Genomic DNA, 15,868 nt, shown 5'->3' with positions numbered 1-15,868 from the left:
TATCACGCTTACCCTTCCAATCGAACATAAGCAATAATAGGAGTACGCACAATTACATCTTCCGGTGGTCCATAAGAAGGAGAAGTACGCACAATTATCGCCCCATCTGTCACAGATAAAAGAATGCCTGTAACAATTTCTACAGCTGTCACAACTTGCACTAGCTCACCAACATGGTTACGTAATTCATCAGTAAATAACATATATAACTCTCCTTTCTTACACTTCTTTAATTGATATAATGCTTGTAAATGGTAATAAAACTTCAGTTCCTATTCCTTCTTGCAATGTTAAGAAATCATCACCAACTGCTACAATAACGCCTGTTAATTGTCCAACCGTCACCGTAATTTCTACGTTTTTACCTAAATACTGCTTTGCAATTTCTTTAAAAGGTGATGTATTGCATTCTTTTAAAATATTACAAATAATAGATTGAAATTGACTTGATTTTATAAATTCTTCCGTAGCTTGCTTAGAGTTTCTTTGAATAAACCTTGCAAAGTTTTGCGAAAATAAAAGTCGTTCCACAGCAGGCAATAATTTGTCATCTAAAAAATAGCCTAATTGTCTATTAAATAATCTTGATAACTTATGCCAATATTTTCCGAACAGACACATACACTTCTCCTCCTATTATTTTTAGATTACAAAATTTTACATCCATACATCTTAATGTATACAAAACAGATATTTTTGTGATAGGTAAGACATACATTTTCTAAAAGAAATATTTGTTTAAGGGCATAAAAAAAACTATCCAAAAGGATAGTTTCTTACACTTCAATATTCCGCAACATTGTATAAATGTCGTTATTCACTTTACCAAACGATTTAATGTTGTTTTGGATGTTAGATAATAAAACGACATACACACTTCCGCTTTTACTAAATCCATTTAAGCAATTCCATCCTGGCATTACACCGTGATTCGAATAACTTCCTGGGTCTACGTACCATCCAAATCCGTAATCTTTTTTTCCGCCTGTAAACATTTGATCATAGCTCTCTTTTGAAATTAACTTTCCAGAGAAGAGTGCTTCGTTAAATAAATATAAATCATGTGCACTCGTATATATATCACCACAACCATATAGTTGTGACATGCTCGGAATATTAGGTGTTGTCATATTGTTATTTACTATTTTATAACCCGTTGATGGGAATCTTGTTTGTTCTAATTCTGTGCCAAAACCAGAATGTTTCATACCCACAGTAGCAAAAATATGTTGTTTAATATATTCTTCGAGCGGCTGTCCACTTACCTTCTCGGCAATGTATGCAAGTATAGAGTAGTTCGAATCGGAATACTTCCACTTCTCTCCTGGACCACCAATACGCTTTTGATTTCCTATTCGCTTTATCAGTTCTTCATGAGAAATATCTTCTTTTCCCTGCTCATATTCTGGAATCCCTGATGTATGTGTTAATAGATGTTTTAGCTGAATACTATTACCTTGTGGAAAATCTGGAATATACTTCGCAACAGTATCTTCTACTTGTAATTTTTTTTGATCTTTCAACTGCATAATAGCGGTTGCTACAAACGCCTTTGAAATAGAACCAATATAAAAAGTCGTCTCTGAATTATTGGGTACTTGCTGCTCTTTATTTGCCATACCGTACCCTTTATTCAGAAGAACTTTTCCGTTCTTCACAATAACAGCTGTCCCGCTAAATCCTGCGTTTTGTAAATACTGGTCCAATTGAGCGTTTTCATTAATTTCTTGAGGTGGTCCTTCAGTAGGCTGTTCCGCAGCTTGCGCTTGCTTCACTTGTTCTTCCTGCTCTTTTTGTTTTTGTTCTTCTTGCTTCTTTTTTTCTTCTTCTTTCTTTTTTAGCTCTTCTTGTTTCTTCATTTCTGCTGCCGCTTTTAAAGTTTCTTCTTTCTTATTATGCTCAACAATTTTTGTATACATGAAATATACAAGTGATAATAGTAAGACGAGAATGATTGTCCTTTTTATGTATACAATCGGCCGATGTGCTTTCCCATTCGCATTATTTTTTTCCTGATCCATAATTGCTTTTTTCCCCTTACTCACCAATAATTTAATTCCTCTACTAAAGATTTATTTTAGTAGATTATGGATAATCCATTCTATATCATCCCTACTTTATCACGCACTGCAGATATTACCAACCCATATGTACAAAAAAGAAAAAGAAAATTTACAAAAGTAAGATTCCCTTTAAATTATAAAAAAAAAAAGAAGATATCCTGTAAAAAATTGATGTTATCAATCTTTTTGGACATCCTCTTATCTCATTATTTATACGTGTTTTTTCATATCATCGGCAACAGATTCAACATTTGTACCTACGATAACTTGTACACTTGTGTCACTTAATTTCATAACGCCTTTTGCACCGGCACGTTTTAATGCTGCTTCGTTTACTTGACTAGCATCTTTTACTTGTAAGCGTAGACGTGTTGCACAGTTATCAATAACTGTTAAGTTTTCTTTTCCACCTAGAGCTGCTACGTAAGTTTCACCAATTGAACCTGCAACTGGTGCATCCACATCTTCAACTAACTCATCGTCATCTTCACGACCTGGAGTTTTTAAGTTGAACTTCTTAATTAAGAAGTAGAATACTGCAAAGTAAATTGCTGCATAAATTAAACCGATACCTGCTAATAATACAGGTTTTGTTGCAATACCAAAGTTAATAACATAATCAATAGCACCTGCGCTAAATGTGAAACCATCACGAATGCCAAGTGATGTTGTTATGAATAAAGAAAGACCTGTTAATACTGCATGCACACCATATAATACTGGTGATAAGAACATGAATGAGAATTCGATTGGCTCTGTAATACCAGTTAAGAATGAAGTTAATGCTAAACCAGCTAACATACCAGTAACTGCTTTGCGTTTTTCTGGTTTAGCAGCCGCAATCATTGCGAAACACGCTGCTGGTAAACCAAACATCATAACTGGGAAGAAACCAGTCATAAACATACCTGCTGATGGATCTTTTGCAAAGAAACGAGCAATATCACCATGAACAAGATCACCAGCTGCATTTGTAAAGTCACCAAGTACAAACCAGAAATAAGTGTTCATTACGTGATGTAAACCGATTGGAATTAATAAACGGTTTAATAATCCGAATAACCCTGCACCGATTGAACCTAGGTTTACAATACCGTGTGACACTGCATCAATACCAGTTTGGATTGTTGGCCAAATTTGACCAAATAATAATCCTAAAAGAAGCATTACAATAGACGTAATGATCGGTACGAAACGTTTTCCAGCGAAGAATCCTAACCATTCTGGTAGTTTAATCTTATGGAATTTGTTGTATAGTAATCCAGCGATAACCCCGGCAATAATACCACCGAGTATAGCCATATTTATTTTTGGTGTCAAAGCTGCTGCTTTAGAAACTTTATTCATCGTATCTGCTAATTTAGTTGGATCTACTGAACCGACTAAATCTTGAACACTTTTTAATTTATCATTTAATTCTGCTGTTGAGTAAGTAACACTTAAAGCATTAGTTGTATTCTTCATAACTAAATAACCAATTGCACCTGCAAGACCAGCTGCACCACTACCGTCAACAGATAAGCCGATTGCAACACCAATTGCAAAAATAAGTGCTAAATTATCAAAAATTGCTGCACCGGCCTGTGCCATAACAGGAATGTTTAATACGTCTTCTTGTCCTAGACGAAGCAATAATCCTGCTGCTGGTAGTACTGCGATCGGAAGCATTAAAGCTTTACCAATACGTTGTAAAAACTGCAACATTTTAATTCCCCCTAATTCAATTTATGAAATCGTTATCATTATAAGTACGCCTTAGAAAACGCTTTCTATTTACATAACCATAATAACATATAGTTGTATAGATGTGTAGTTTTTATTTTTGGATTTTTTATGGATAAATCTCCTATTTCCAAACTGTTATATAAAAGGGAAATTCTCCTTTTTTAATACAGAGGACCCGAAACGAACGACCTGCTATAGAACATGTAACTTTCGTTTTATCATTCCACTTTTTCATGTTATTATTTATTTCCGAGCATATCGGGAAAAGTAAACTTAGTTAATTCGAAATAGGAGCGTTGGTACTATGCAGTGCATTGAAACAAACAACTTACAACAGTTGTTAGAACAAGTAAAACCATATACAAAAAAAGGAAAACTTGCTACTTATATCCCCGAACTAGGAAATGCAAATCCAGACGATTTAGGGATTGCCATTTTCCATAAAGAATCAGAATATATCCATGCAGGCAACTCACAAACACTATTTACTCTTCAAAGTATTTCCAAAGTAATTACACTTGCCCTTGCCCTTTTAGACCGTGGCGAAGAATATGTATTTTCTAAAGTTGGAATGGAACCAACGGGTGACCCATTTAATTCTATTATTAAGTTAGAAACGACAAGTCCGTCCAAACCCCTTAATCCAATGATTAATGCAGGAGCATTAGCTATTACAAGCATGTTAGCAGGAAAAGATAACGAGGAAAAAACGGAGCGTATCCTTCATTTTGTACGTGAAATAACAGATAATCCTACTATTAATTATTCTTCTAAAGTTGCCAATTCAGAATTAGAGACAGCTTACTTAAATCGTTCACTTTGTTACTATATGAAACAAAACGGAATTATCGATTGTGACATCGAAGAACTTATGGATTTATACACTCGTCAATGTGCAGTTGAAGTAAACTGTATTGATTTAGCACGTATTGGCTTAATTTTTGCAATGGATGGATATGATCCATATAAAAAGAAACAGATTATCCCTAAACATATTACAAAAATTTGCAAAACATTTATGGTCACATGTGGTATGTATAACGAATCTGGTGAATTTGCAATCCGTGTTGGTATCCCTGCAAAAAGTGGTGTAGCCGGTGGCATTTTCGGCTGCGTAAAAGGTGAAATGGGAATCGGTATTTTCGGGCCAGCTTTAGATGCAAACGGAAATAGTATCGCTGGTTTTAAAATTCTTGAACTTCTTTCTGCTCAAGAAGGCTGGAGTATTTTTTAATGGAAAGTTATCCTGCTAGTATAGCGGGATTTTTTTATTTGATCTGTTATCAATATCCATACAAAAACGGTATTGAAAGTTTCTCTTTATTATGCATATTTGCTCCCCCCTCCCGAATAATATAGTACAACCTAGCGCTATATGTGGAGGTGTGAAAGATGAAACTAATATTTCAAATGGGAAAACAACCTGTTCTTGAAAAAACAATTCTTCTTTTTATATTGAGTATTGTAGAAAGCTTAAAGCTAAAAGTTGTTTCACTCGACGAAGCTCACCGATACATATTCAATTTAGAAGTACTTGAACTATTAATGGACCGGAACATCGATGATCAAGTACTTGAACTTATTCATTTCGGAATGGGACTTGAAGACATTCACCATGTGCTTCCTGAAGAACTTGAGCATACGATCGAAGAATTAAAGTGGCTTTGCATTCAAGTATTAAGTGAGTACAGTATGCATGAAGAATCCGAACAATTAATTGAAGATATACGGTAAAAAAAGCACCTATGTAGGTGCTTTTAATGTTTTTTTAAACTATTTTTATACGCCTCAATATTTACTGGTAGCTCTTCCTCTTCCAAAGTATGTTCATTTACATCTTTATGAATGAACGCACCTTTAGGTGGTTGATGATCATGCCCTTTTTTCTTATGATCAAATGCTTTCCCGCGTCCCATACAAATCCCCCTTTCTTAAAAGAAATCCGTATTAGTATGGAGAAAAGTACGTCGATATATGCAATCCCTTGCTGTATTTCCAAGGAAATACTCGAACCTTGTTTTCTACTCTCCTTACAACAACTGATCAATCCCAATAAGAATTAATAACACTCCTGCAATAACCGTCGCCCATTTCCCTAAGTATTCTGCTAAATATCGTTTTCCTACATACCCAAAACCACTTATGCAAATAAAACTAAACACCCCAGAAATAGTCGCTGTAAGCCAAAGGTTTAAATTTGTTACTCCAGCATCGAACCCACCTGCGATATTATTAATAGACAATGCAACCCCTAAAACAAGTGCTTCAGAAAAACTAATTGTTTTAGATCCATCGAAATCTGCTTTTTCTGGATCACGTAAAATTCCCATAAGTACATTATCATCTTTAGAACCTGCTGTATTTTTTTGACTCAAGAAAGGCTGGCATAAAATAAACACCCCGATTATCCCTAAAACGATTGCTCCAATCAAGTTTGCTGTAAACTCTGAAATAAATAACGCAATCCAGTTCCCAAAAAATCCCGCTAATAAAGTAAATAAAAATCCAAAGAATGCGATGATAAAATTGTTAAACCACGAAATACGAATTTTACGAATGCCATACGCAATTCCAACACCTGCATTATCTAAATTAGAAGCGATCCCGATTAAAAAAATTGAAAATAAGCCTGCCGTACTCATAAATAGTCACCCCTTTTTCTCACTTTTCAATGCATATTATGAAAATGTTGAGCAACTGTGCCTGTCTGTTTCATATACTTGTAATAAATGCTCAACATTTTTTCAACACTAAAAAAGGAGTGCCTACACTATGGCTAATGAAAACCCGAATGATCGGCTTGGTAAATTAATAAAAAAACTTTTAAAAGAACGCGCCCTATCTATGCGCCAACTAGGAATACTTACAAATATTGATCCTGCAACGGTCTCAAGAATTATTAATGGCAAACAACCGCCGAAACAAAAACATCTACAAAAATTTGCAGAATGTCTTCAAGTTCCACCCCAATTGTTATTTGATGAAATGTACCCTGATTCTCCTCACATAAATAAAGAAAAAACGGATATGTACACATCTCTTGATACCATTCAGCAAACTTTACAATCCTCTAACTTATTCGATTTCGATTACACTACAACTCGCGTAAAACAAGAACTCGAAAATTACGAACGCTATGCCCAGACAACAGAAGGCGAAAATCGTATTCGTGACAGTTTCGCAAGCAAATTAGAGCAAATTGATAGTGCTGGTCCTTTTATTGAACAATTAACAGATATGTATCAACAATTTTGCAATGAAACCATTTCAAAAGAAGAACGTGCAGTTCTTGGGAGCGCATTACTTTATTTCATTTTATCGACAGATATTATTCCCGACTATCTCTTTCCAATTGGCTATTTAGATGATGCGATTGCCGTTGAATTAGCAAAAGAGAAATTACTTGAAATGAAACGAAAGACATAGCAAAATAAAGAACTATTTCAGTTGTTTCTATTTAACTCTGAAATAGTTCACTAAAAAATAGTACAAGTATACATACCTGTACTATTTCAACATACTAATCTATTTTTTCATATGACACCATTCATATATAAATGCTGTTATTACTTTTGTAAATTCAATTAACTGCTCTACTTCTACTTTCTCATTTATTGAATGAGCTTCCTCTAATGTGCCTGGTCCGTAAATAACAGCCGGAATATGAAATTCACTAAACCAACCACCATCCGTTACCGTTGCAGACATATCTAAAATTGCGTTTTTAGAAAGAATTGATTCATGTACTGAGCTAAGCGTTTTTACAGCTGTATGTTCACTATCTATTTCTAAAGAAGGAAAAATTTCACCACGATCTACAATCATTGATTCTCCGCCCCACTTAAATTGTGGCGGATTTTCACTTAACCATGGATCGGCAGCTGCCACCTTTCCAATATACTCTTCAATTTCGTTTATTATTTGTTCATGTGTTTCATTCGGATAGAAGTGCACTGTTATCCACAATCGGCACTCATCCGCAATGAACGCCGCATGCCTTCCTCCCTCAATAACAGCTGGATTAATTGTTGTTGTTCCAGATGGATAGCCTTCATATGTTTTCATGACTGCCCAGTGGCGCTCTAATTCTTGTAAGCTTTGCACAATTTTCAGCATTTTTTCAATCGCACTCGCTCCAAATAAACGTCCTCCAGCATGGATCATTTGTCTACGCGTTGCATCATGAAACGTTTGCGGACTTTTCACTGTAATCCATCCAGTAATGACACCGCCTTGCCCTTGCATATGTAAATCACTCGTATCCACTACGACTGCAAAATCAGCATCGTAACCCCTTTTGCAGCATTGAAGTGTACCTGCTTCTCCAACTTCTTCTCCAATTACTGATTGAAAAGTTAAATCTCCAGGTAATTCAATACCAGCTTCTTGTAAAAGTTGAATGGCAAATAGCGCTCCAGCCAACCCACCTTTCATATCTGCTGCGCCACGTCCAACTAACCAGCCATCTTTTATAAATGGATTAAATGGATTTGTTTCCCACGCCTCATCTGCTGAAACTTCAGCTACATCCATATGCCCATTAATAATAAGACTTTTATATGAGTCACTTTTTATTCCTTTTTTTACTCCAACAACGTTCGGATCATTCCGATATACATCCCATTTATCAATACTAAAATTTCGTTTTCTTAAAAACTCTGCAATAAATTCTTGCGCTTCATTTGTATTTCTCGCTGGTGGTGCTGGTGTTTCAAAACGAATTAAAGTTTTTGTAAGTTCTAGTAATTCCTCTTTCCTTGAATCTATTTGTTTTAACAACTGCGAAACTTCTGGATTCATCGCTAATTCCCCTTTGCATACATAGTATGTTTCCAGCTTTATTTTCACAAAAAAAGAGACTGTTTACAATTTTACAGTCTCCTAATTAATCACTATTATAAATTCTCTACTTCCGTTGTATTTGTCTTTTCAATATGCTCCACATTACTTCCCTTATTTCTTGTAGCACGATAAAACAGTAAACAAACAATCATAAATGGAATACCACAATACAATGCCATTCTTTGTTCTGGAATAAAGGCCATGCCAACGATTACTGTTAAATTTAATACTAACGCAAGAAGTGGTACAAATGGATACAATGGTGTTTTAAATTTCAAGTCCTTAACATCCCCGCCCCGCTTCATGTATGACCTTCTAGCTAATAAATTTGATAAAGCAATAGATGCCCAAACTAGTATCGCTCCGAACCCAGCGATAGAAAGCAGCCATAAATAAACTGTATCTTCCGCATAAATACCTGATAGTAGTGAGAGACACCCTACAATTGTGCTTACGATTAATGCATAAATAGGAACACCGTTTTTAGATAACTTGCCAAAAATTGGACTAATCATTCCTTGATTAGACATAGACCATAGCATACGCGAAGTTGCATATAATCCTGAATTCGCAACGGATAGTACTGCTGTAATAATAACGAAATTTATAATATCTGCTGCATAAGGAATACCAATTTTATCAAATACAACTACGAATGGACTTTCTATTACTCCTGCTTGCTGCCAAGGGAATAGTCCAGCAAGAATAAAAATAGATAGTACAAAGAAAACAAGTATACGCCAAACTGTATTGTTAATTGCCTTCGGGATCGTTTTCTCTGGATTTTCACTCTCACCTGCTGCAATACCAACTAATTCTGTTCCTTGGAAAGAAAAATTAACTGCAATCATTGTAATTAAAATGGCTGATAATCCATTTGGAAACAATCCACCATAATCAGTAAAGCTAGAGAACATTGGCGCTGGTTCATTTCCTTTCATATCTAGAAAACCAAACATTGCTGCCCCGCCCAAAATAATAAATGCAATAATTGTAATTACTTTAATACTTGCAAACCAAAATTCCACTTCCGCAAAACTTCTTGAAGATAACGCATTAATAGCAAAGAGCAGTACTGCGAACACTACACACCAAATCCATGACGGTACATCGGGAAACCAGCGTTTCATCAAAATACTAACTGCAATTAATTCAATGCCTATCGTAGCAGACCAGTTTAACCACGACATCCATCCCACTACATAACCCGCTGCAGGGGAAATGTGCTTTGTCGCATACGTTTGATAAGACCCTGCGTCAGGCATCGCAACAGCTAATTCTCCTAAACAGAGCATCGTTAAATACATTACAAATCCACCGACAAGATACGCTACAATTGCTCCTCCAGGTCCAGCTTCATGAATCGTATAACCTGACCCTAAAAAAAGTCCTGTACCAATAACTCCACCGAGTGCAATCATAAATATGTGCCTGCTTTTCAATTCTCTTTTTAATCCTTGGTTTTGATCCATCATATAAATCCCCCTTTTCACTTTGCCAACCCATTTAATGTAAGCGTTTTTAAAATTATTCACCGTAAAAATAATGAGTTAAAAGAGCAAAATTACACGTCACTTACATTAATCACTGCCTGTTACTAAAAGGTCATCCCTTACTGTTATTAATAACTTTTGATCAGCAATAGCTTGTCCTTCTACTACTTCTAATGATTCAATATAACCACTGATCCCTATCTTAATTTCTACTTTCTGTTTATCTATTGTTTCAATTAACGCTAATTTCTCCCACTCGTATACGTAAGAACTTTCCGTAACAAATAACTTCTCTACTTTTCCATAACAAGGACTATACACACCTTCTATAACTGTCTTCACTTTATAAATTCCCCCTCTTATTAATTGACACCGCAACGTTGTATATCCTATAAAAATTCATATTCTCCCCTCTAGAGATTTCGAATATTATTTATGCAAAATACGTACCAAGTCTCTGATTCATATATTAAATGAGAGTTTCACACAAAAAAGCGTGCACAACCGCAAAATTTTTCTATCATTTGAGAAGTTTTAAAAGGAAAATAGCAAAAAAATTTTGCGGTTTTATAAGAATTTTAATAAAATTATAAAAAGTCAGTCTTCATAGGGTGAAATGAGGAGAAGATAATCTATGCGTACAGAAGACATTAATTTTAAACAGATCATTGAAATGAATATGCTATATGAAACTTTACTCAATGAACTCGATATCGGGATTCATATTATTAATGAGGAAAGTAAAACGATTGTCTATAACCGCAAAATGATGGAAATTGAATCAATGGATCGCTTAGATGTGCTATATAAAAGTCCTTTAGAGGTATTTGCATTTGAAGAAAATAAAAATAGTACTCTTATAGAGGCATTAAAATTTGGAAAAACAAAGAAAAATATAAAACAAACGTATTTTAACAATAAAGGACAAGAAATTACAACGATTAACGATACTTTCCCTATAATAGAAAATGGAAAAATTAAAGGTGCCATTGAAATATCAAAAGAGATCAGTCACTTAAAGCAAACAATAAGAATAGGCCCTTCTCGAAAACAAAGCACTAAATTTACCTTTGATCACATAATTGGTGATTCTGAAGCAATTCAATCCATCATTACAGAAGGAAAAAGAGTAATTCGTACATCTTCCTCCATACTTCTCGTAGGAGAAACAGGTACTGGTAAGGAACTATTTGCACAAAGCATCCATAATGAAAGTCAGCGTTCAACAAAACCTTTTATTTCACAAAACTGTGCCGCTATACCTGATACCTTAATGGAAAGCCTATTATTTGGTACAAATCGAGGTGCCTTTACAGGAGCAATAGATAAACCAGGTTTATTCGAAGAATCAAACGGAGGAACTTTGTTATTAGATGAAATCAATTCATTAAGCCCAATTCTTCAAGCTAAGTTGCTACGGGCTATACAAGAAAAAACAATAAGAAGAATCGGAGGTACACACGAAAAAGAAATTGATGTTCGTATTATAGCAACTATTAATGAAGATCCCTTCGAAGCCATCGCACATGATCGATTAAGAGAAGACTTATATTACCGATTAAGCGTCGTTACTTTATGTCTTCCGCCTTTACGGGAAAGAAAAGAAGATATTCCAGCTCTTGTTCAGCACTTTATTAAAAAATATAATACTCAATTCGTGCTCAACGTAACCGATGTAGATGTAAATGTAAGTGAATTTTTCTATGCATACGATTGGCCTGGAAACGTACGGGAATTGGAACATATAATTGAAGGTTCCATGAACTTGATAGAAGATGAAACCATCATTACAGCTTTTCATCTTCCTACTCGCTTTCGCGAACAAATAAAAAAAGAATTCAACATGCAGCATACACTAACTAATCACAATACTGATGCACCTAAAACTTTAAAACACACAATAGAAAAAATGGAAAAAAACTACATCAATCAAATTCTTAAAGAGAATCACGGTAACATCTCACAAGCTGCAAAATTTTTAGGATTAAGTAGACAAAATTTACAATATCGAATTAAAAAACTGCATTTACACATATGAAATGAACATTTCTCCAAATGCAAAAAATAATTTGGTAAAACATGTTACAATGAACATATAACATGCTAGAAAGGGGTTATATATATGAGTAATGATAAAAAATTAAAGTTATTACAATACTTATACTTTTTCCCTGCCATGCTCTGTATGATGTTATTCATTAATTCCGATGTAAGCAGCTCTCCTTATGCAAAGCTATTAGGAACAATTTCGGGCTCCTTTGCAGCTATTATGCTTGCTGCTTTTTGGAATTTGAAGCTACATATAAAAAACGAGAAATCTTCGTAATACTAAAAAAATCGAGCTACTTAGCCCGATTTTTTTATTTGCCATTAAAACTCAACATTCTCTAAATACAACCCACTTGCCTCAGCAAGACAATTAATTTGATTGCGCTGCTTTTCTTCTAAAATGTTTGGAATTGCTTCAGCATCTAATTGTCCTAATCCAACTTCAATTAATGCCCCAACAATTTTTCTTACCATGTTATGAAGGAATCCGTTCCCACTTACTCTAATTTGTACAAATCCTGCCTCTTCCATCACATCAAGTGTATATACTTCTCGAACCATAGATTTTTTCTTTGATTTCGCATTTGAAAAAGCAGTAAAGTCATGTGAACCAACTAAATGTTTTGCAGCTGCTTTCATGCTTTTCACATTTAATTTTTTATTCACATGCATGCTGTATTTACGCATAAATGGATTTGTATGCTCTTCATTCCAAATTTTATACAGATATGTTTTTGCTTTAGAATTGTAACGAGCATGGAAACGATCATGTACTTCTTCCACATTCGTAATGCTAATATCATTAGGTAAATATTGATTTAAATATTTTTTCACTTTATGTTCCACTAACTTCTCATCACTTTGAAAGTTAGCAACTTGATTCAAAGCATGTACACCAGCGTCTGTTCTACTACAACCGATAATTTCAATTTCTTTTCCGATCATTTCAGATATGACACTTTCGATTTTTCCTTGAATCGTATTATCGTTATTACCAAGACGTTGCCATCCTTTAAAACGTGCACCATCGTACTGAATCGTTAATTTATAATTATTCATCGTATTCTCCTTGTCTTAATGGGCTAAAAATATAATCCCTCATACAGCTTTTCCATATGAGGGAACTATAACATATTGTTACTTCATTCTAAAAGGAATAAAGTAATCTATTTACTAATTACGATTCGTTCGAATCCAGGAATCTCCTAAGTATGTTCTAATTTTTAACCAACCAAATGATGTTGTAGATTCTTCAACTACAAATACAGTTTGTGGTGCAAAAGTACCGATTGCTCTACCGAAAGGTTGATCAAATGCCGTAAATACATTTGGGACATGGTAATAAGATCCTTGTGGTGCAATCCATTTTTCTCCAACCTCAACCTTAATTTTCTTCCAACCATTTTCTCCTTGTTGAAGTACTCTTACAGATTGGGCTGAGAATTTCACACCGTGATGCATGTACTTAGGTTCATTGTATGCATAAAAATCACGATTAATATGTTCCACGTGTGGATAACGAACAATCCACTTTGGCCCTAAATACGTGTTAATTAAAGACCAACCGTTTTCTTTTGTCTGCAAAATATTAACCGTTTGTGGAGCGAACCAAGCATCTGGATTTTTAGCTTCAGGGCTACTGTATGCTGCAAAATTCTGCTTCATTATTTGTGGCATTCCATTTACACTTGTCCACTTCTGCCCCAAATATGTATCAATCAAAATTTCACCTCTTAGTGTACCATCACGTGCAATAACAGTTTGAGGACCAAATACGTACTTCGCACTGTCCATATTAATCCAATCAAAAGCTTCAAAAGTTCGATTAATTTCTACTTTAGCGCCCTCTGGTGCGATAAATCCACCACTTATCTTCCACCATCCACTAGGATGTTGATTTGTAACATAAACCCTTTCTCCTGGCTGCAGTTCTTTTTTCACAGGCGAATTAAAACTACGACTTTCATATACTTTTAATGTTTTTGTTGTTTCATATGATTCCGCATGTGCAGAAGTTGCAAATAAAGAAACCATCCCAAAAACAAACAATGCCAACCATTTTTTCATAAATCTTCTCCCTTTCAGCTTATTTTCTATAGCAAAATTGCTATGTTACATCCATATTGTAATTTATTAATACAAAGTGGTCTATACAATCTGAATACTGTATATTTTTACAAATTCTTTTCAAATGCAGAAAATAATTTCATATACTTCATACAGAAAGTATGTATATTGATTACGTAACGTGATTTAGCTGCCAGCATAACAAAAAATGTTGATGTAGTTAACTACATCAACATTTTTAATCCTTCTTATTTCAACTTTAATCTAACTACATTTTCTACATGCGCAGTATGCGGGAACATATCAACTGGTTGCACATACTCCACTTCATAACTCTTCATTAATGCTTGTACATCACGTGCTAATGAAGAAGGATTACAAGACACGTACACAACTTGTTTCGGTTTCACCTTTAAAATTGTTTCCAGTAATTTATCATCGCAACCTGTACGTGGTGGATCGACAACAATTACATCTGGACGCCATCCTTCTTTTACCCATTTCGGTAACCATTGTTCAGCTTTACCTGCTTCATATTTCGTATTTGTAAATCCGTGACGCTTCGCATTTTTTCTTGCATCTGCAATCGCTTCTGGAATTACATCCATACCACGTACTTCCGCTGCATCGTTCGCAAGCCAAAGTCCGATTGTACCAACACCACAATACGCATCTACAATTTTCTCATCGCCTGTTAACGCAGCTGCTTTTTTCGCTTCATCATATAAAACAATTGTTTGTTCTGGATTTAACTGGAAGAATGCACGTGCTGATAATTCAAATGATAAATCGCCAAGTGTTTCTTGAATTACTTCTTTTCCAGCTAATTTAAATGTTTTATCTCCAAAAATAACAGATGTTTTACGCCAGTTTACATTTTGCATAATTGATTTAACCGCTGGCATCTGTTTTTGTACTTCTGCAACAAATTGTTCTTTATTTGGTAATTCTTCTTTTGTTGTAATAAGTGTAACTTGTACTTCCCCTGTTTGAACTGCAGTACGTGTTACAATTGTGCGTACTAAACCTTTTTGTTTTTTCTCATTGTAAATAGAAACATTTAATTTTTCTAAAATACGTCTTACAACTTTTGTCGCTTCATTCGTTGCTTTATGTTGAATCATACAGTGAGCAATATCAATTAACTGATGTGAGTTTTGTTTATATAGCCCTGTAATAACCTTTTCGTCTTTACGCCCCACTTGTAATTGACTCTTATTACGGTAATGCCATGGATTTTCCATGCCAAGCGTTGGACGAATTTTCTCTTCCATACTGTTTTTCATGTACTTCTCAAATGCTTGTACAACGATATCACGCTTTTGATTCAATTGTTCTTTATAATCTAAATGTTGCAGCTGACAACCGCCACACTCCTCATATACTGGACACGGTGCTTTCACACGATGCGGTGAAGCTTTACGAACTTTTTTCACTTTCGCTTCAGCGAAGCCACGCTGAATTTTCGTTGTTTCTGCAACAACTTCTTCTCCTGGTAATGCCCCTGGAATGAAAACAACTTGTCTCTTAAAATAACCAACGCCTTCTCCGTTAATCCCAAGACGTTTAATTGTCACAGGAAACGTTTGACCAACTTCCAACTTACTCTCATGTTGCTTTTGTATCATT

17 protein-coding genes are annotated in these 15,868 nt (G+C 34.9%); 5 read left to right on the top strand and 12 right to left on the bottom strand.

Features of this window, described 5'->3' with window-relative positions:
• Nucleotides 1-8: 8 nt before the first annotated feature.
• The 4 genes from DOS87_RS02605 to nagE form a co-directional block, all read right to left on the bottom strand.
• Complete coding sequence (locus DOS87_RS02605; protein ID WP_000899475.1) at nt 9-203, bottom strand: LSm family protein; 195 nt, start codon at nt 201-203, stop codon at nt 9-11.
• 16 nt (nt 204-219) lie between these two features.
• Nucleotides 220-621, bottom strand: a complete 402-nt coding sequence (locus DOS87_RS02600) for an LSm family protein (RefSeq protein ID WP_000335512.1) — start codon at nt 619-621, stop codon at nt 220-222.
• A 155-nt stretch (nt 622-776) separates the two neighbouring features.
• On the bottom strand, nt 777-2,021 hold the full coding sequence (locus DOS87_RS02595; protein WP_000371815.1) for a serine hydrolase domain-containing protein: 1,245 nt from the start codon (nt 2,019-2,021) through the stop codon (nt 777-779).
• A 252-nt stretch (nt 2,022-2,273) separates the two neighbouring features.
• Nucleotides 2,274-3,767, bottom strand: coding sequence for an N-acetylglucosamine-specific PTS transporter subunit IIBC (gene nagE / locus DOS87_RS02590; protein WP_000938888.1), 1,494 nt, complete (start codon nt 3,765-3,767; stop codon nt 2,274-2,276).
• A 325-nt stretch (nt 3,768-4,092) separates the two neighbouring features.
• On the opposite strand from nagE, the gene glsA reads away from it, so the two are divergent.
• Nucleotides 4,093-5,022, top strand: coding sequence for a glutaminase A (gene glsA, locus DOS87_RS02585; protein WP_001149847.1), 930 nt, complete (start codon nt 4,093-4,095; stop codon nt 5,020-5,022).
• A 158-nt stretch (nt 5,023-5,180) separates the two neighbouring features.
• Nucleotides 5,181-5,522, top strand: coding sequence for a DUF3969 family protein (locus DOS87_RS02580; RefSeq protein ID WP_000766603.1), 342 nt, complete (start codon nt 5,181-5,183; stop codon nt 5,520-5,522).
• A gap of 23 nt (nt 5,523-5,545) precedes the next feature.
• Here DOS87_RS02580 and DOS87_RS02575 read toward each other — a convergent pair whose 3' ends face one another.
• Complete coding sequence (locus tag DOS87_RS02575; protein WP_000532409.1) at nt 5,546-5,704, bottom strand: hypothetical protein; 159 nt, start codon at nt 5,702-5,704, stop codon at nt 5,546-5,548.
• A gap of 114 nt (nt 5,705-5,818) precedes the next feature.
• Nucleotides 5,819-6,430 carry a sporulation membrane protein YtaF gene (gene ytaF / locus DOS87_RS02570; protein WP_000100730.1) on the bottom strand — a complete coding sequence of 204 codons (612 nt, stop codon included), beginning with the start codon at nt 6,428-6,430 and terminating at the stop codon, nt 5,819-5,821.
• A gap of 130 nt (nt 6,431-6,560) precedes the next feature.
• Here ytaF and DOS87_RS02565 point away from each other — a divergent pair, with 130 nt between their 5' ends.
• Nucleotides 6,561-7,214 carry a DUF1232 domain-containing protein gene (locus tag DOS87_RS02565; RefSeq protein WP_001262777.1) on the top strand — a complete coding sequence of 218 codons (654 nt, stop codon included), beginning with the start codon at nt 6,561-6,563 and terminating at the stop codon, nt 7,212-7,214.
• Nucleotides 7,215-7,313: 99 nt separating this feature from the next.
• Here the strand turns inward: DOS87_RS02565 and DOS87_RS02560 are convergent, their stop codons facing one another.
• The 3 genes from DOS87_RS02560 to DOS87_RS02550 form a co-directional block, all read right to left on the bottom strand.
• Complete coding sequence (locus DOS87_RS02560) at nt 7,314-8,588, bottom strand: acetylornithine deacetylase (RefSeq protein WP_063674820.1); 1,275 nt, start codon at nt 8,586-8,588, stop codon at nt 7,314-7,316.
• 95 nt (nt 8,589-8,683) lie between these two features.
• A complete protein-coding gene (locus DOS87_RS02555) occupies nt 8,684-10,105 on the bottom strand; it encodes an amino acid permease (protein WP_000969252.1) in 1,422 nt (473 codons plus the stop codon).
• 105 nt (nt 10,106-10,210) lie between these two features.
• Entirely contained in the window at nt 10,211-10,465 is a 255-nt protein-coding gene (locus DOS87_RS02550) for a biotin/lipoyl attachment domain-containing protein (protein WP_000859489.1), read from the bottom strand.
• 292 nt (nt 10,466-10,757) lie between these two features.
• On the opposite strand from DOS87_RS02550, the gene DOS87_RS02545 reads away from it, so the two are divergent.
• Nucleotides 10,758-12,161: a sigma-54 interaction domain-containing protein gene (locus DOS87_RS02545; RefSeq protein ID WP_001258425.1), complete on the top strand. Its 1,404-nt coding sequence runs from the start codon at nt 10,758-10,760 to the stop codon at nt 12,159-12,161.
• Between the two features lie 84 nt (nt 12,162-12,245).
• Nucleotides 12,246-12,449, top strand: a complete 204-nt coding sequence (locus DOS87_RS02540; RefSeq protein ID WP_000063865.1) for a hypothetical protein — start codon at nt 12,246-12,248, stop codon at nt 12,447-12,449.
• 44 nt (nt 12,450-12,493) lie between these two features.
• Here DOS87_RS02540 and truA read toward each other — a convergent pair whose 3' ends face one another.
• The 3 genes from truA to rlmD all read right to left on the bottom strand — a co-directional run bounded on the left by truA (nt 12,494) and on the right by rlmD (nt 15,867).
• A complete protein-coding gene (gene truA, locus DOS87_RS02535; RefSeq protein WP_001067298.1) occupies nt 12,494-13,231 on the bottom strand; it encodes a tRNA pseudouridine(38-40) synthase TruA in 738 nt (245 codons plus the stop codon).
• Nucleotides 13,232-13,345: 114 nt separating this feature from the next.
• The gene (locus tag DOS87_RS02530) at nt 13,346-14,239 is read right to left on the bottom strand and encodes a hypothetical protein (RefSeq protein ID WP_000758929.1); all 894 of its coding nucleotides are present in this window, start codon (nt 14,237-14,239) and stop codon (nt 13,346-13,348) included.
• A 248-nt stretch (nt 14,240-14,487) separates the two neighbouring features.
• Nucleotides 14,488-15,867: a 23S rRNA (uracil(1939)-C(5))-methyltransferase RlmD gene (gene rlmD / locus DOS87_RS02525; RefSeq protein WP_000615212.1), complete on the bottom strand. Its 1,380-nt coding sequence runs from the start codon at nt 15,865-15,867 to the stop codon at nt 14,488-14,490.
• Nucleotide 15,868: the final 1 nt, after the last annotated feature.

The organism is Bacillus sp. CR71 (assembly GCF_003429245.1).
In the GTDB taxonomy this organism is placed as follows: domain Bacteria; phylum Bacillota; class Bacilli; order Bacillales; family Bacillaceae_G; genus Bacillus_A; species Bacillus_A thuringiensis_S.
Note: the sequence above shows the minus strand (reverse complement) of the source record. Positions and strands in the feature narration are given on the sequence as shown.

Excerpts from the sequence above, each read along its gene's own strand:
- DOS87_RS02605 (WP_000899475.1), bottom strand. The coding sequence starts at position 203 with ATGTTATTTACTGATGAATTACGTAACCATGTTGGTGAGCTAGTGCAA.
- DOS87_RS02600 (WP_000335512.1), bottom strand. The coding sequence starts at position 621 with ATGTGTCTGTTCGGAAAATATTGGCATAAGTTATCAAGATTATTTAAT.
- DOS87_RS02595 (WP_000371815.1), bottom strand. The coding sequence starts at position 2,021 with ATGGATCAGGAAAAAAATAATGCGAATGGGAAAGCACATCGGCCGATT.
- nagE (WP_000938888.1), bottom strand. The coding sequence starts at position 3,767 with ATGTTGCAGTTTTTACAACGTATTGGTAAAGCTTTAATGCTTCCGATC.
- glsA (WP_001149847.1), top strand. The coding sequence starts at position 4,093 with ATGCAGTGCATTGAAACAAACAACTTACAACAGTTGTTAGAACAAGTA.
- DOS87_RS02580 (WP_000766603.1), top strand. The coding sequence starts at position 5,181 with ATGAAACTAATATTTCAAATGGGAAAACAACCTGTTCTTGAAAAAACA.
- DOS87_RS02575 (WP_000532409.1), bottom strand. The coding sequence starts at position 5,704 with ATGGGACGCGGGAAAGCATTTGATCATAAGAAAAAAGGGCATGATCAT.
- ytaF (WP_000100730.1), bottom strand. The coding sequence starts at position 6,430 with ATGAGTACGGCAGGCTTATTTTCAATTTTTTTAATCGGGATCGCTTCT.
- DOS87_RS02565 (WP_001262777.1), top strand. The coding sequence starts at position 6,561 with ATGGCTAATGAAAACCCGAATGATCGGCTTGGTAAATTAATAAAAAAA.
- DOS87_RS02560 (WP_063674820.1), bottom strand. The coding sequence starts at position 8,588 with ATGAATCCAGAAGTTTCGCAGTTGTTAAAACAAATAGATTCAAGGAAA.
- DOS87_RS02555 (WP_000969252.1), bottom strand. The coding sequence starts at position 10,105 with ATGATGGATCAAAACCAAGGATTAAAAAGAGAATTGAAAAGCAGGCAC.
- DOS87_RS02545 (WP_001258425.1), top strand. The coding sequence starts at position 10,758 with ATGCGTACAGAAGACATTAATTTTAAACAGATCATTGAAATGAATATG.
- DOS87_RS02540 (WP_000063865.1), top strand. The coding sequence starts at position 12,246 with ATGAGTAATGATAAAAAATTAAAGTTATTACAATACTTATACTTTTTC.
- truA (WP_001067298.1), bottom strand. The coding sequence starts at position 13,231 with ATGAATAATTATAAATTAACGATTCAGTACGATGGTGCACGTTTTAAA.
- DOS87_RS02530 (WP_000758929.1), bottom strand. The coding sequence starts at position 14,239 with ATGAAAAAATGGTTGGCATTGTTTGTTTTTGGGATGGTTTCTTTATTT.
- rlmD (WP_000615212.1), bottom strand. The coding sequence starts at position 15,867 with ATGATACAAAAGCAACATGAGAGTAAGTTGGAAGTTGGTCAAACGTTT.